This window comes from Mesorhizobium yinganensis (assembly GCF_040081985.1).
Classification (GTDB): domain Bacteria; phylum Pseudomonadota; class Alphaproteobacteria; order Rhizobiales; family Rhizobiaceae; genus Kumtagia; species Kumtagia yinganensis.
The window spans coordinates 462,081-475,701 of the sequence record NZ_JBEBMH010000001.1; the positions used below are offsets into that span (position 1 = coordinate 462,081).

Annotated in this window: 15 protein-coding genes; 11 read left to right on the forward strand and 4 right to left on the reverse strand. The window is 65.2% G+C overall.

The features are described 5' to 3' along the window. Nucleotides 1–529: 529 nt before the first annotated feature. Entirely contained in the window at nt 530–1,021 is a 492-nt protein-coding gene (gene tsaA, locus ABMA59_RS02190) for a tRNA (N6-threonylcarbamoyladenosine(37)-N6)-methyltransferase TrmO (protein WP_349003651.1), read from the reverse strand. A gap of 8 nt (nt 1,022–1,029) precedes the next feature. Further along, a complete protein-coding gene (locus ABMA59_RS02195) occupies nt 1,030–1,236 on the reverse strand; it encodes a TOBE domain-containing protein (protein ID WP_349003652.1) in 207 nt (68 codons plus the stop codon). Between the two features lie 221 nt (nt 1,237–1,457). On the opposite strand from ABMA59_RS02195, the gene modA reads away from it, so the two are divergent. Genes modA through modC form a run of 3 tightly spaced genes read left to right on the forward strand, consistent with a single transcriptional unit; the run spans nt 1,458 to nt 4,151 of the window. Next, nucleotides 1,458–2,249 (forward strand): molybdate ABC transporter substrate-binding protein, encoded by a 792-nt coding sequence (gene modA / locus ABMA59_RS02200; RefSeq protein WP_349003653.1) that lies wholly within the window; start codon nt 1,458–1,460, stop codon nt 2,247–2,249. 17 nt (nt 2,250–2,266) lie between these two features. Further along, on the forward strand, nt 2,267–2,971 hold the full coding sequence (gene modB, locus ABMA59_RS02205; protein ID WP_349003654.1) for a molybdate ABC transporter permease subunit: 705 nt from the start codon (nt 2,267–2,269) through the stop codon (nt 2,969–2,971). Between the two features lie 58 nt (nt 2,972–3,029). Continuing rightward, nucleotides 3,030–4,151 carry a molybdenum ABC transporter ATP-binding protein gene (gene modC / locus ABMA59_RS02210; RefSeq protein WP_349003655.1) on the forward strand — a complete coding sequence of 374 codons (1,122 nt, stop codon included), beginning with the start codon at nt 3,030–3,032 and terminating at the stop codon, nt 4,149–4,151. Nucleotides 4,152–4,206: 55 nt separating this feature from the next. On the opposite strand, the gene ABMA59_RS02215 is transcribed toward modC, so the two are convergent. Beyond that, nucleotides 4,207–4,590, reverse strand: coding sequence for a nuclear transport factor 2 family protein (locus ABMA59_RS02215; RefSeq protein WP_349003656.1), 384 nt, complete (start codon nt 4,588–4,590; stop codon nt 4,207–4,209). Nucleotides 4,591–4,702: 112 nt separating this feature from the next. After that, nucleotides 4,703–5,653: a LysR family transcriptional regulator gene (locus ABMA59_RS02220; protein ID WP_349003657.1), complete on the reverse strand. Its 951-nt coding sequence runs from the start codon at nt 5,651–5,653 to the stop codon at nt 4,703–4,705. A 95-nt stretch (nt 5,654–5,748) separates the two neighbouring features. Here ABMA59_RS02220 and ABMA59_RS02225 point away from each other — a divergent pair, with 95 nt between their 5' ends. From ABMA59_RS02225 to ABMA59_RS02260, 8 genes are all read left to right on the forward strand, one after another. Continuing rightward, entirely contained in the window at nt 5,749–6,630 is an 882-nt protein-coding gene (locus tag ABMA59_RS02225; RefSeq protein WP_349003658.1) for a dioxygenase family protein, read from the forward strand. A gap of 100 nt (nt 6,631–6,730) precedes the next feature. Then, a complete protein-coding gene (locus tag ABMA59_RS02230) occupies nt 6,731–7,678 on the forward strand; it encodes a VOC family protein (RefSeq protein WP_349003659.1) in 948 nt (315 codons plus the stop codon). 11 nt (nt 7,679–7,689) lie between these two features. After that, nucleotides 7,690–8,370 carry an alpha/beta hydrolase gene (locus ABMA59_RS02235; protein ID WP_349003660.1) on the forward strand — a complete coding sequence of 227 codons (681 nt, stop codon included), beginning with the start codon at nt 7,690–7,692 and terminating at the stop codon, nt 8,368–8,370. Further along, nucleotides 8,367–9,434: a maleylacetate reductase gene (locus ABMA59_RS02240; RefSeq protein ID WP_349003661.1), complete on the forward strand. Its 1,068-nt coding sequence runs from the start codon at nt 8,367–8,369 to the stop codon at nt 9,432–9,434. The genes ABMA59_RS02235 and ABMA59_RS02240 overlap by 4 nt, the downstream gene beginning before the upstream one ends. Nucleotides 9,435–9,459: 25 nt before the next feature. Next, nucleotides 9,460–10,761 (forward strand): ABC transporter substrate-binding protein, encoded by a 1,302-nt coding sequence (locus tag ABMA59_RS02245; protein ID WP_349003662.1) that lies wholly within the window; start codon nt 9,460–9,462, stop codon nt 10,759–10,761. 251 nt (nt 10,762–11,012) lie between these two features. After that, nucleotides 11,013–11,732 (forward strand): ABC transporter ATP-binding protein, encoded by a 720-nt coding sequence (locus ABMA59_RS02250; protein WP_349003663.1) that lies wholly within the window; start codon nt 11,013–11,015, stop codon nt 11,730–11,732. Then, a complete protein-coding gene (locus tag ABMA59_RS02255) occupies nt 11,732–12,439 on the forward strand; it encodes an ABC transporter ATP-binding protein (RefSeq protein WP_349003664.1) in 708 nt (235 codons plus the stop codon). The genes ABMA59_RS02250 and ABMA59_RS02255 overlap by 1 nt, the downstream gene beginning before the upstream one ends. A gap of 316 nt (nt 12,440–12,755) precedes the next feature. Then, nucleotides 12,756–13,619 carry a branched-chain amino acid ABC transporter permease gene (locus ABMA59_RS02260; protein WP_349003665.1) on the forward strand — a complete coding sequence of 288 codons (864 nt, stop codon included), beginning with the start codon at nt 12,756–12,758 and terminating at the stop codon, nt 13,617–13,619. The last annotated feature ends 2 nt before the right edge of the window (nt 13,620–13,621 follow it).

Sequence of the window (13,621 nt, forward strand, 5' to 3'; positions counted from 1 at the left end):
TTGGAAGAACCGTGCCTAAAAACCCGGCACACTTCGTCGTTGCCACGCTGCGGAGAACCGCCCTGGCCATTGCATGGAAACTCCCGTTCGGGAGGGTGGGAAGCGGGGCACGCGGCCGAGCCTCTCAAAGTTTTTGTACGTGGCGCGAACCGCGCGCCCCGCCGGCGTGCTTGCCCGACCGCTGATACCGCCCACTCGATCCGGGGCGCGTCGTCGCGATCTGGGGCCCGGGCGTAAAGGCTCTCGCCAGGCCACGCACCGTTACGCGGCCATCCCGGCACCGTCGCTCTCCCCTGATACCCGGTGCGCACCAGGTTTCCCGCGAGAGCGATGCGGGTGAGTATAAGGGAGGCGGAAAAAGCGGGGACGGAAAGCGATCGGAAGAATTTCCGGTAATAACGATATCAAAGGCTTGTACGAGATTCGCAAAAAATCGGCCGATTCCATCCCCTTTTCTGGGCGTATGGCGCAGATAACTATCCACAGACCTTAATTGGCGCGACCAGTTATCCGCGCCGGGGCATCGGCCTCACCCCGTCTCCAAATCGCCGGGCTGCGGCGGGGCGATCGGCGTGAACAGGGCGCGGTCGGGCTTGATGTCGAGCAGGGGCGTGCCGTCGAGGCAGTCCAGGCCGCGCACCAGCACGACGCCGTTTTCCACGCCGACCAGCGTGGCGATCGACGTGCCGATCGGATTGGGCCGCGCCGGCGAGCGCAATGAAAACGTGCCGCGCGCGCTGCCGTCATTGGCCGGGCTCTGCAAAACCAGGTCGCGGCGCGACAGGTGCAGCCAGTACAGCACCTCCAGCCGTTCGAACTGTTCGACACTGTCGAGCGCCTGCCACCACGGCTCGAATATCTCGATCCGGCAGACTGGACCGTCGGCACGACCCTGGCGCGGCGTCATCATGCGCGAGGTCCAGGGTGTGCGGATCAGGCCGATGAACACCAGCCCGGCGTCGGTCGCCGGCGGCGGATCGACCGCGACCTCGCCGTACCGGATCTCGTTCTCGCGGACCATGCGGCGGCTCAGTCGACAGCCACCATCACATCCGACGCCTTGACCACGGCATGGGCCTGCTTGCCCACTTCGAGGCCCAGATCGTCCACGGCGGCATTGGTGATCGACGCGGTCACCACCGTCCCGCCGACATCGATGCGCACATGCGCGGTGGTGGCGCCTTTGGTGACTTCGACGACCTTGCCTTTGAGGATGTTACGGGCGCTGATCTTCATGGTTTTCACTCCTTGGACGATTGTGCATGCGCCGGCAGGGCGCCCGCGCGTTGTATCATGGCGGCGCGTTTGGATGTTCGCAAAATGTCGGATCTGCTGCAGAATTTGTTGTCTCCAAGCCCGCCGTCGGTTGCGCCGGGCCTAGCAGTTATGTTTGATTGAATATATCGATCACGCAGGCCGGTCGCGGAACGCGGCGGCGTCAACAGGGAGTTTGGTCTATGGCACGGATGGGCATGCGGCTTCTGGCGGCCGCCGGGGTTTCGGCGATGGTTCTGGCGGCGCCGGCCGCCTTGGCGGCGGAGAGCCTGACGGTGTTCGCCGCCGCCAGCCTCAAGAACGCGCTCGACAACGTCAACACCGCCTGCGAAGCCGATGTCGGCGAGAAGGCGACGATCTCCTATGCCGCGAGTTCGGCGCTCGCCAAGCAGATCGAGGAGGGCGCGCCGGCCGACGTGTTCATCTCGGCGGACCTCGCCTGGATGAAATACCTTTCCGACAAGAAGCTGACCAAGCCGGATACCGAAGTGCGCCTGCTCGGCAATCGAATCGTGCTGGTCGCGCCGGCCGATTCCGCCGCAGCCACCGAGATCGCGCCGAATTTCGACCTCGCGAAACTGGTCGGCGACGGAAAGCTCGCCATGGCCAATGTCGATTCGGTGCCGGCCGGCAAATACGGCAAGGCGGCGCTTGAAAAGCTCGGCGTCTGGGGTTCGGTCGAGGGCAAGGTGGCGCAGGCCGAGAACGTGCGCGCCGCCCTTGCATTGGTCTCCACGGGCGAGGCGCCGGTCGGCATCGTCTACCAGACGGATGCGGCGGCCGACAAAAAGGTCAAGATCGTCGGCACCTTCCCCGAGGATTCGCACCCGCCGATCATCTATCCGGTGGCGCAGACCGCCGAATCGAAGGACGCCGAGACGCCGGCCTTCCTGAAATGCCTGCAGTCGGACAAGGCCAGGGGCCTTTTCGAGGAGCAGGGTTTTACCGTATTGGTGCCGCCAGCCTCGAACTGATTTCGACTGGATCGTGAATGGAGTGGCTGCATCTCAGCCCCGATGAGTGGAACGCGGTCCGGCTCTCCATAAAGGTCTCGACCTGGGCGACGGTGGTGGCGCTGCCATTCGGCATCGCCATTGCCTACGCGCTTGCCCGGCGCGAGTTCTGGGGCAAGGCGCTGCTCAACGGCATCGTGCACCTGCCGCTGATCCTGCCGCCGGTGGTGACGGGCTACCTGCTGCTCATCACCTTCGGCCGGCGCGGCCCTGTCGGGTCGCTTTTGGACCAGTATTTCGGGATCGTCTTTTCTTTCCGCTGGACGGGTGCGGCGCTTGCCTGCGGCGTCATGGCCTTTCCGCTGATGGTGCGGGCGATCCGCCTGTCGATCGAGGCGGTCGACAAAAAACTCGAGGCGGCCGCCGGAACGCTCGGCGCAAATCCCCTCTGGGTGTTCGCCACCATCACCCTGCCGCTGATCCTGCCCGGCATCATCGCCGGCATGATCCTGTCCTTTGCGAAAGCCATGGGCGAGTTCGGCGCGACCATCACCTTCGTCTCCAACATTCCGGGCGAGACGCAGACCTTGCCGTCGGCCATCTATACTTTTACCCAGGTGCCGGGCGGCGATTTGGGCGCGCTCAGGCTGACGCTGGTCTCGATCGTGATCGCCATGGCGGCGCTGGTCGCTTCCGAGGTGCTGGCGCGGCGTGTCAGCCGGCGGCTGGATATCGAGGGATGAGGGTGGGTTCTTCCCCGTTCGCGTTTTCCTGGGTTGGTGTTCCAGCGAGGCGGGACAGATGACCCTCTCCGTCCGCATCCGCCACAGGCAAGGCGATTTCCTGCTCGACGCGGCGTTCGAGAGCGCCGGCCGGCTGACCGCGCTGTTCGGGCCGTCCGGCTCGGGAAAGACCTCGCTGATCAACATGATCGGCGGGCTGGTGCGCCCCGGGAGCGGGCGCATCGAGGCGGACGGGCGTCTGCTGGTCGACACCGACGCCCGAATCTTCGTGCCGAAACACCGCCGACGCATCGGCTATGTGTTTCAAGACGCGCGGCTGTTTCCGCATATGAGCGTAGCGCAAAATCTCGGTTACGGCCGCTTCTTCACACCCGGCGCTGAACGCTATGCGGATTTTTCGGGCGTGGTCGATCTGCTCGGCATCGGCCATCTCCTGACCCGCAAGCCGGCTTCGCTGTCGGGCGGCGAAAAGCAGCGCGTGGCGATCGGCCGGGCGCTGATCGCCAGCCCGAAACTGATCCTGATGGACGAGCCTTTGGCCTCGCTCGACGAGGCGCGCAAGGCCGAGATCATGCCCTATATCGAGCGGCTGCGCGACGAGACGAAGATCCCGATCGTTTATGTCAGCCATTCGGTCGGGGAGGTGGCGCGGCTCGCCACGGATGTCGTCGTGCTTTCAGCCGGCAAGGTAAAGGCCAGCGGCCCGGCCGCCGACATTCTTGCACGCTTCGACATCCTGCCCGAGGAACAGCGCTCCGAGGCCGGCGCGATGGTCGATCTGACCGTCGCGGGACAGGAAGAGGGTTTTGGACTGACCGTTCTGCACTCCGCGGGCGGCGAGTGGCGGCTGCCGCGCATCGACGCGCCGGCGGGCGCCAAAATCCGCGCGCGGGTCAGGGCACGCGACGTCATGCTTTCGCTGGAGCGGCCCACCGGCATCAGCGCGCTCAACGTCCTGCCGGCAACAATTGCGGCGATCTCGATGGACGGCGAGCCCGATGCGCTGGTCTCGCTGGATTGCGGCGGCGACCGGCTCGCCGCCCGCATCACCCGCCGCTCCGTCGAAATGCTCGGCCTCGCCGACGGCGGCGAGGTGTTCGCGGTGATCAAGGCTGTGACGTTCGACCGGGGCAGCGTCGGAGGTCCTTCGAGGCTCGCCAACGATCTGTCTACGTTATAATTGACCCTCGCCTGAGGTTCGCACCTCAGGATGAGAGAGGTCGGCGCACCGTCGCTTATTTATAGCGCAGCGTCGCCAATTCTCTCCTAGTAGTAAAAGCGCTCCTCAACGATCCTGCCGTCCTTGACGGTATAGAGCCCGACCTCGTCCATCGCACGCGCTCGCCTGTCGCCTTGAGCGTAATCTCCATCTGGAAACGGACGGCGAATTGGTCGCCGTTGACATAGGGGCCCTCGACGGAGCCGCCATGGACTTCGTGGTTGTCGCGCCACCAGTCGCTTTTCTGCTTGACGGCTTCCTTGCCGTTGCAGACCGCCATCGGGCCCTCCATGGCTTCGTAGCTTACGATGGTGTCGGCATTGTATTTTTCGGCGGCGCCCTCGTGGTCGTTCCGCTTGAGAAGGTCGGTGAAATCCCGGGCAAGTTCGGCGGTGGTCATGAGCGTTTTCCCTTTGCGTGAAGTGGCTATGCCTACCCTAATTTGAGTATACCACTGACGCCTCGACGAGAACATGACAGCAGCCTGCCACCTGCCAAATCCGGCAGGAGGCTCATGCGCCCCAGACGACCGCCTGCTCGTGCCGCTTGATCAGATGTTTCAGGTTCTCGAAGCTTTTTCCGACATGGGCGGCAAAGGCATCCACCGCCGGTGCGCGCGGCGTGTCGGACAATCTCAGCAGCCCCAGAGCCCGCTCCGGCTGCGGAAAGTCGAAAGGCAGCGCGGTGATCGCCCGGTCCTTGCGCAGCGCAAAGACCACGCTGTGCGGCAGAACGGTCAGCGCGTCGGTGGCCTTCATGTAGTTGACGACGCTGAGCGGCGATCCGCCGGAATAGCGGACGCGGATTTCCGTGACGCCCAGCCACAGCAGGATGCGGTGCAGGTCCGACAGCAGCGGACTGCCGGGCGGCGGCGAAATCCATGGATAGGCGACCAGGTCGGCGGCGCGGATCTTCCGCTTCATCAGCAGCGGGTGGGTCGCGCCGCACGCGATCACGTTGCGGGCGGGCAGGATCTCCTGGAAGGTCAGGCCCGACCCTTCGTCCAGAATGTCGATCGGGCAGACGCCGATGTCGATACGGTCCGACAGCAGCGCCGCACTGAGATCGGGCAGGTAGCCGTAGGTCTGGTCGATGCGGATGTCCGGATGCATCTGCTGGAATTCCGCGATCATGCCGGCGATCAGTGCGTCCATGAAAAACGGCACGCCGCCCAGCCGCACCACGCCTGCCTGACCCTGGCGGAAATCCGCCACCAGTTCCGACGCCTTTCGCGACGCGGCGAGCATGACCTGGCCGTGGTCGGCCAGCGCTCGGCCGAGCGAGGTCGGCTCCAGCGGCCGGCGCCCTTTGTGGAACAGCGCTTCGCCGAGGCGTTTTTCCAGCATGGCGAGCGTACGGGAAACCGCCGGCTGGGTCAGTCCCAGCAGCGCGGCGCCCTCGGTGACGCTGCCGGTCTGGACGACGGCCGCGAGTTGCACGAGATGGCGTTCGTCGAGTTTCATAACGATATGGTATATTAACTCCGCATAAAATCATCAGGCAATCGCAACGCCGGTGTTAGCTTGTTTTCGACAAGGCGAAGACCTTGGGAGGAAACATGCCATCGCTGAGCACCGCGCCGGCTTTCGGCGAAGACACCTCTTTCGATATTTTCGCCCGCCGGCTGGACAAGGCCCGGGCCAGCCGCCTATCCAAAGCGCTGGTCTCCACGGTGGCGCATCTCCACCAGCTTGTCCGCGAGGTCAGGCCCACGCCGGCCGAATGGAAGAAGATCGTCGCGTTCCTCACCGAGGTGGGCCACGCCAGCGACGACAAGCGCCAGGAATGGGTACTGCTGTCCGACCTGCTCGGCGTCACCGCGCTGGTCGAGGAGTTGAATGCGCGGCGCCCCCATGGCGCGACGCCGAACACGGTGCGCGGACCATTCTATCGCGCCGATGCGCCGAGACTGCCGAACGGCGCCAGCATTTCGCTCGACGGTGTCGGAGAACGGCTCGATGTCCGCGGAAAGGTTCTGGACCTCGACGGCCGGCCGGTGGCGGGCGCGACGGTCGAGACCTGGCAGGCCAACGACAAGGGTTTTTACGAGAACCAGCAGCCGGACCTGCAGCCGGAGTTTAATCTGCGCGGGGTCTTCAGCACAGGCGGCGACGGCGCCTTCGACTACGTGACGGTCAAGCCGGCGGGCTACACCGTGCCGGACGACGGGCCGGCGGGCCAGTTGCTGCGTGCCGTCGGCGGGCCGTTGCGGCGGCCGGCGCATTTGCATTTCATGATCAGCGCTGATGGCTTCGAGACCGTGACGACGCATGTGTTCGAGCGCGCCGAGGCGGTGCTGCACGAGGATCCGCTGTTCGGCGTCCGGCCGGAACTCCTCGGCGATATCCGGCATGTGACCTGCGAGGGCGGGACGGCCGTCTGGGCGCTCGACTTCACCTTCGTGATGGTGCGGGCAAAGCCTGGGAGGCGGGCCGTATGAAGGCGTTCGGGATGCATTCCGGGCAATGGCAGCCAGCCAGGGTTTGCCCGGCGGAAACGGTGCTACACTGCAAGGCGGCCTAACTTTCTGGGAGGAGAAAATGGCTCTTATCGACGGTTATCATCACCTCACCATGAGCGTCGACGGCGCTCAGGAGGACTTCGACTTCTTCACCAAGACGCTCGGCATGAAGTCGGTGAAGAAGACGGTGCTGTTCGACGGCACCACGCCCGTCTACCATCTCTACTACGGCAACGCCGCCGGCGACGCCTCGACCATCGTCACCACCTTTCCGTTCCGCAAGCCGGGGATTTTCGGCAAGCGCGGCACCAACCAGACGAAAGTCATCCAGCTCGCGGTTCCGCCCAAAAGCCTGGATTTCTGGGAGGACCGGCTGAACAAGGCCGGGCGTAACGCAAAGCAGATCGAGCGTTTCGGCATCAAGCGGGTCGCCTTCGAGCATCCCTGCGGCATCCCGATCGAACTGGTCGCGGCCGACAACGACAAGCGCGAGTCGATCTCCGCCGACGGCATCAGCGCCGCGCACGGCATCAAGGGCATCTACGGCGTCGGCATCGCGGTTTTCGACAAGACCTCGATGGACGACTTTTTGACCATCGGCCTGGGGCTGGAGAAGCTCGGCGAGGAAAGTGCGGCGCTGAAGTTCAAGCTTCCGGCTTCCGGTCCGATGGGCTCGGTCGAGGTGCTGCATGAGCCGAACAAGCCGCAAGGCACCTGGACGCTGGCCGGTGGCACCATCCATCACCTGGCGCTCAACACCATCAACGAGGAAAACCAGCTGAAACTCAAGGCGCATCTTGAGGGCCTCGGCTTCACCGACGTCTCCGATCAGAAGGACCGCAACTATTTCAAGTCCTGCTATGTGCGCTCGCCCGGCGGCGCGCTGTTCGAGATCGCCTGGTCGGTCGAGCGCGGCTGGGCGGTCGACGAGCCGGAAGGCAAGACCGGCCAGACGCTGGTCTTCCCGCCCTGGTTCGAGGACCGCAAGGCCGAGATGGTGGCCGGCCTCGAAAAGTTCGAGTGGTAGGCGTCTTGCACATGGCCGCCGACCTAGCAGAGGACGACGTGCTGAGGCTGGGGGCGATGCCCGCCCATGCCGATGCACTCTGCGTTTTCGTGCATGGCCGCGGCCAGTCGCCGGAGGAGATGGGCGAGCATGTGATCGAGCGCCTCCGCAACACGGGCGCGCATGTCGTGCTGCCGCGCGCGCCGGGCGGCGTCTGGTACGACGCCCGTGCCATCGATCCGCTGACGGAGCGGACGACTGTGCAATTGCAGGCGGGGCTTGATGCCATCGACGCGGCGATTTCGCTGGCCGTCTCCGAGGGTGCGCCGGGCGACCGGGTGGTGCTCGCCGGTTTTTCGCAGGGCGCCTGCCTGGCGCTCGAATACGCGCTGCGGCGGCCCGGCCGGCTGCGCGGGCTGGTGGCGTTCACCGGCTGCCGCGTCGGCGGGGCTTCGCGCGTGGCAACTGCCGCGCGGCTCGCTGGCCTGTCTGCCTATCTCTCCTGCGGCGACGCCGACCCATGGATACCGCTCGATGCGTTCTTCGAGGCGGCTCAGGATGTGGCTCGCACGGGTGCCGCGCTGCGCGTGGAAGTATTCCCTGGCCGTATGCATGAAGTTCTGGACGCCGAGATTGAAGCACTTGACCGGATGCTTGCAGATGTCGCAGCCGGTCGCCCGGCTTCCGGCGCGAGAAGGGGAGCGGCGGCATGAGCGCGACAAACCCCTTCGTCTTTCCCGGCCTGCGCTCCCGCGTCATCTTCGGCCATGGCACGATTGCCGAGACCGGCGCCGAAATCGAAAGGCTGGGGCGCCGCAAAGCGTTGGTGCTGTCCACGCCCAACCAGAAAGCCGACGCGGAGGCGCTTTCCGAGCGGCTCGGCGCGTTGTCCGCCTGGGTCTTCGCCGACGCCACCATGCATACGCCCGTCGAGGTAACAGAGCGGGCGCTCGCTGCCTTCAAGGCAAGCGGCGCGGATTGCGTCGTGGCTTTGGGCGGCGGCTCGACCATCGGGCTCGGCAAGGCGATCGCCACGCGCACCGGCGTCGACCAGGTCGTCATCCCGACCACCTATGCCGGCTCGGAGATGACCGACATCCTCGGCGAGACCGCCGGCGGCGAGAAGACGACGCGGCGCGATCCGTCGATCCTGCCGGAAACGGTGATCTACGACGTCGACCTTACGCTGACCCTGCCGCCGGCGCTGACCATCACTTCCGGATTGAACGCCATGGCGCATGCGGCGGAGGCGCTTTATGCCCGCGACCGCAATCCGATCATCACGCTGATGGCGACCGACGCGCTCAGGGCGCTGTCCAAGGCGCTGCCCGCGTTGGCGCAAGATGCCGGCGACCGTGAGGCGAGGGCAGGGGCGCTCTACGGCGCATGGCTTTGCGGGGCGGCCCTCGGCGGTGCGTCGATGGCCTTGCACCACAAGCTCTGCCACACGCTCGGCGGCTCGTTCAACACGCCGCATGCCGAAACCCATGCGATCCTGCTGCCGCACACGATCGGCTTCAATTCCGCCGAAGTGCCGGACCTGCTCGCCCCGATCTCGCAAATCCTGGGCGGTACGCCGGGTGTCGCCCTGTTCGATTTCGCGGCCTCGCTCGGCGCGCCGACAAAGCTCAGGGATTTCGGACTGGACGAAAGCGATCTCGACCGCGCCGCCGAGATCGCGACCAGGAATCCCTACTGGAATCCGCGGCCCTTCGATCGCGAAAGCATCCGCGCGCTTCTGCACGACGCCTGGGAGGGCCGGCGACCGCCGCAATGAAAGAAGAAAGCTTGGGAGGAAGACAATGACAAGGCTTGTTACGCAGAGACTGACCAGACGCACATTGCTGAAGAGCGCCGCCGCCACCGGTTTGGCCGCCGGCGCATCGGGCCTGCCGATGCCGGCGATTGCCCAGAACAAGGCGGTGAAGGTCGGCTATGTCAGCCCGCAGACCGGGCCGCTCGCCGCCTTCGCAGAGGCCGACGCCTTCACCATCGAAGGGCTGAAAGCCGTCACCAAATCGCTCGGCCTCGACATCGAGGTGATCGTCAAGGACAGCCAGTCCAACCCCAACCGGGCCGCTGAGGTCGCCAAGGAACTCATCGTCACCGACGAGGTCAATCTGATGTGCGTCGCCTCGACGCCGGAGACGACCAACCCGGTCGCCACCACCTGCGAGGCCGAGGGCATGCCTTGCATCTCCACCAAGGCGCCCTGGCAGCCCTGGTTCATCGGCCAGCAGGGCAATCCCGGCGATCCCTCGACCTGGAAGCCATTCAACTATGCCTATCACTTCTTCTGGGGCCTGGAGGACGTGATCGCCGTCTTCACCAACATGTGGGCGCAGGTCGAGACCAACAAGAAGGTCGGCGGACTGTTCCCGAACGACGGCGACGGCAACGCCTGGGGCGACAAGACCGTGGGCTTCCCGCCGGTGCTGGCGGAAAAGGGCTTTACGCTGAACGATCCCGGCCGCTACCAGAACCTCACCGACGATTTTTCGGCGCAAATCAACGCCTTCAAGTCGGGTGGCGTCGAGATCATCACCGGGGTGATGATCCCGCCGGACTTCACCACCTTCTGGAACCAGGCCAAGCAGCAGGGTTTCACGCCGAAAGTGGCGTCGATCGGCAAGGCGATCCTGTTCCCGCAGGCGGTCGAGGCGCTCGGCAACCAGGGCAACAATCTGTCGTCCGAGGTCTGGTGGTCGCCGACGCATCCGTTCAAGTCGTCGCTGACGGGCGTCTCCTGCGCCGAACTCGCGGCCGGCTTCACGGAGGCCACGAAGCGTCCGTGGACGCAGCCGATCGGCTTTATCCACGCGCTGTTCGAGGTCGCCGTCGACGTTATCAAGCGTGTCGACGACCCGACCGATGCCGAGGCCGTGACAGCCGCGATCGCCGCGACCAAACTCGACACGATCGTCGGCCATATCGAGTGGAACGGGGCGAACGTGCCGCCCTTCGCCGCCAAGAACATCTGCAAGACGCCTCTGGTCGGCGGCCAGTGGCGACTGAAGGATGGCGGCGGCTACGACCTCGTCATCACCGACAACAGGACCGCGCCGGAGATCCCGACCGGCGGCAAGATGGAGGCGATTGCTTAGCTCGGTTTTCCCGCCCCCTTGAGGGGGTGAGGAGCGGTCCGCGCAGCGGACGAAAAGCCAACGATTTGGCTTTTCGAGCAACGAACGCCCGGAGCGATAGCGAAAGGCAAGGAGAACGAAGCGAGGCGGGTGGGGTCCTCGCGGCCAAACGCCAACCTTGCTTTGCGCCGGAGCGCTTCCGCACCGACCCCACCCCCGGCCTTCGGCCGGACCCTCCCCTCAAGGGGGAGGCTGCAACCATCGGGAACACCATGCCCATCCTGTCCTTGCAATCCGTCTCGAAATCCTTCGGCGCCCTGAAAGTCGCCGACGCGGTTTCGTTCGACGTTTCCGCGGGCGAGGCGCTGGGCATCATCGGGCCGAACGGCGCGGGAAAATCGACGCTGTTCAACCTGATCACCGGCAATATTTCCGCCGACGCCGGCGCCATCCACTTCGCCGGCGCGGATGTCACCCGCGCCCCGCCGATGCAGCGCTGCCTGTCGGGCATCGGCCGCACTTTCCAGATCCCGCAGCCTTTCGAAAAGCTGACGGTGTTCGAAAATCTGCTGGTGGCCGCGGCCTTCGGCTCGCGAAAGAGCGAGGGCGAGGTGACGGACCGCTGCGCCGGTATCCTGCTCGAGACCGGGCTTTTCGACCGCGCCAACCAGACGGCGGGCAGCCTCGGCCTGCTCCAGCGCAAGCGGCTGGAACTCGCACGCGCTTTGGCGACCGATCCGAAAGTGCTGCTGCTCGACGAGATCGCCGGCGGGCTCACCGAGGCCGAATGCCACGCGCTGGTCGAGACCATTCGGGCCGTGCATCAAGGCGGCACGTCGATTGTCTGGATCGAGCATGTGCTGCATGCGCTGAACGCCGTGGTCGGGCGGCTGCTGGTGCTGAATTTCGGGAAGGTCATCGGTATCGGCAAGCCCGACGAGATCATGGCCTCGCGCGCAGTTCGGGAAATCTATCTCGGGATCGAGGTCTGATGGCGCTGCTCGAAACACGTAGCCTCACGGCGCGCTACGGCGACTTCCAGGCGCTGTTCGGCGTCGACATCGCGCTGGAGGCCGGAGAAACCGTCGCCATCATCGGAGCCAACGGCGCGGGCAAGACGACGCTGATGCGCTCGATCTCCGGCGTGCTGACGAACGCCCCCGAGCAGATCTTGTTCGGCGGCGAACCGATCGGAGCGCTTGCCGCGCCCGATGTCATGGCGCGCGGCATCGCCATGGTGCCGGAGGGGCGAAAGCTGTTCCCGTCGCTGTCGGTCGAGGAGAATCTTCTTGTCGGCAAATACGGCCGCGTGGTCGACGGCCCATGGTCGCTGGATACGGTCTACAAACTGTTCCCGATCCTGAAGGAGCGCCGCAGCAGTCCCGGCACCGCGCTGTCGGGCGGCCAGCAGCAGATGGTGGCGATCGGCCGGGCGCTGATGTCCAATCCGCGCGTGCTTCTGTGCGACGAGATCAGTCTCGGCCTTGCGCCGGTCGTCATCCGCGACATCTACGCCGCCTTCCCGGCGATCCGCACCGCCGGCGCCTCGATCGTCATCGTCGAGCAAGATATTTCGCAAGCGCTGAAGGTCGCGGATCGAGTCTATTGCATGATGGAGGGGCGCATCACCCTGTCCGGCACGCCGGCCGCCCTGACGCGCGAGAATATCCATGTGGCGTATTTCGGGGTGAGGGTGTGATGAGGTCTGCTCGCAATGCCCTTGGGCATCCCTCCTCCGATCTCGCTTGGCTCGTTCGGCAGCCTCGCCAAGCTGGAACACCCCTCATCCGCCTCGCTTGCGCTCGGCACCTTCTCCCACAAGGGGAGAAGGGGGAGCGCTGCCGCTTCGTCTGTGCAAATCTCCAATGTTGGCGATTGGCACAGGCGTCAGCGCGAAATTCCCCCTTCTCCCCTTGTGGGAGAAGGTGGCCGAGCGAAGCGAGGTCGGATGAGGGGTGTTGGACGGAGTGCGACATCGAAGACGGCAAGTTCCCTGCCATTTGCGAGGTTCACCCATGAATCTCGTCGACACCATCGTCCAGGGAATTCTGCTCGGCGGGCTGTACGCCCTGTTCGCGGCGGGGTTGTCGCTCGTCTTCGGCATCATGCGGCTGGTAAACCTCGCGCATGGCGACCTGATAGTACTCGCCGCCTTCCTGATCCTGGTGCTGGTCACCGCGCTGGGGCTGAACCCGTTCCTGGCGGCGCTGGTCGCCATGCCCATCATGTTCGCCATCGGCTGGCTGCTGCAGTCGCAGCTTTTCAACCGCACGCTCGGCCCGGACATATTGCCGCCGCTGCTTGTCACCTTCGGCCTTTCCATCGTCATCCAGAACGCGCTGCTCGAAGGTTTTTCCGCCGACAGCCGCCGTATTTCGGCCGGCGCGCTGGAGACTGCGTCGCTGGCGCTCGGCCCGGTCAATGTAGGGGTCATGCCGCTGCTGACCTTCCTCTCGGCGGTCCTCGTGATCGTCGGGCTGAACCAGCTTTTCTATCGCACCGCGCTTGGCCGCGCCTTCCGCGCGACTTCCGATGACGCGGTCACCGCCGGGTTGATGGGCATAAAACCCGACCGCATTTTTGCAACCGCCACCGGCATCGCAATGGTGGTGGTCACCATCGCCGCACTCTATCTCGGCACGCGCGCCAATTTCGACCCGACCATCGGCCCGGCCCGGCTGATCTACGCCTTCGAGGCGGTGATCATCGGCGGGCTGGGCTCGCTATGGGGGACGCTCGCCGGCGGCGTCATCATCGGCGTGGCGCAGACGCTAGGCGCGGCGATCAATCCGGAATGGCAGATTCTTGCCGGGCATGTCGCCTTCTTGGCTGTGTTGCTGGTCTGTCCGCGCGGGTTGTTTCCACGGGCGGTGGATTGAAG

Bases quoted from the DNA above. Each gene is read 5' to 3' on its own strand.
- tsaA (WP_349003651.1), bottom strand. From the start codon at position 1,021: ATGGTCCGCGAGAACGAGATCCGGTACGGCGAGGTCGCGGTCGATCCG.
- ABMA59_RS02195 (WP_349003652.1), bottom strand. From the start codon at position 1,236: ATGAAGATCAGCGCCCGTAACATCCTCAAAGGCAAGGTCGTCGAAGTC.
- modA (WP_349003653.1), top strand. From the start codon at position 1,458: ATGGCACGGATGGGCATGCGGCTTCTGGCGGCCGCCGGGGTTTCGGCG.
- modB (WP_349003654.1), top strand. From the start codon at position 2,267: ATGGAGTGGCTGCATCTCAGCCCCGATGAGTGGAACGCGGTCCGGCTC.
- modC (WP_349003655.1), top strand. From the start codon at position 3,030: ATGACCCTCTCCGTCCGCATCCGCCACAGGCAAGGCGATTTCCTGCTC.
- ABMA59_RS02215 (WP_349003656.1), bottom strand. From the start codon at position 4,590: ATGACCACCGCCGAACTTGCCCGGGATTTCACCGACCTTCTCAAGCGG.
- ABMA59_RS02220 (WP_349003657.1), bottom strand. From the start codon at position 5,653: ATGAAACTCGACGAACGCCATCTCGTGCAACTCGCGGCCGTCGTCCAG.
- ABMA59_RS02225 (WP_349003658.1), top strand. From the start codon at position 5,749: ATGCCATCGCTGAGCACCGCGCCGGCTTTCGGCGAAGACACCTCTTTC.
- ABMA59_RS02230 (WP_349003659.1), top strand. From the start codon at position 6,731: ATGGCTCTTATCGACGGTTATCATCACCTCACCATGAGCGTCGACGGC.
- ABMA59_RS02235 (WP_349003660.1), top strand. From the start codon at position 7,690: ATGGCCGCCGACCTAGCAGAGGACGACGTGCTGAGGCTGGGGGCGATG.
- ABMA59_RS02240 (WP_349003661.1), top strand. From the start codon at position 8,367: ATGAGCGCGACAAACCCCTTCGTCTTTCCCGGCCTGCGCTCCCGCGTC.
- ABMA59_RS02245 (WP_349003662.1), top strand. From the start codon at position 9,460: ATGACAAGGCTTGTTACGCAGAGACTGACCAGACGCACATTGCTGAAG.
- ABMA59_RS02250 (WP_349003663.1), top strand. From the start codon at position 11,013: ATGCCCATCCTGTCCTTGCAATCCGTCTCGAAATCCTTCGGCGCCCTG.
- ABMA59_RS02255 (WP_349003664.1), top strand. From the start codon at position 11,732: ATGGCGCTGCTCGAAACACGTAGCCTCACGGCGCGCTACGGCGACTTC.
- ABMA59_RS02260 (WP_349003665.1), top strand. From the start codon at position 12,756: ATGAATCTCGTCGACACCATCGTCCAGGGAATTCTGCTCGGCGGGCTG.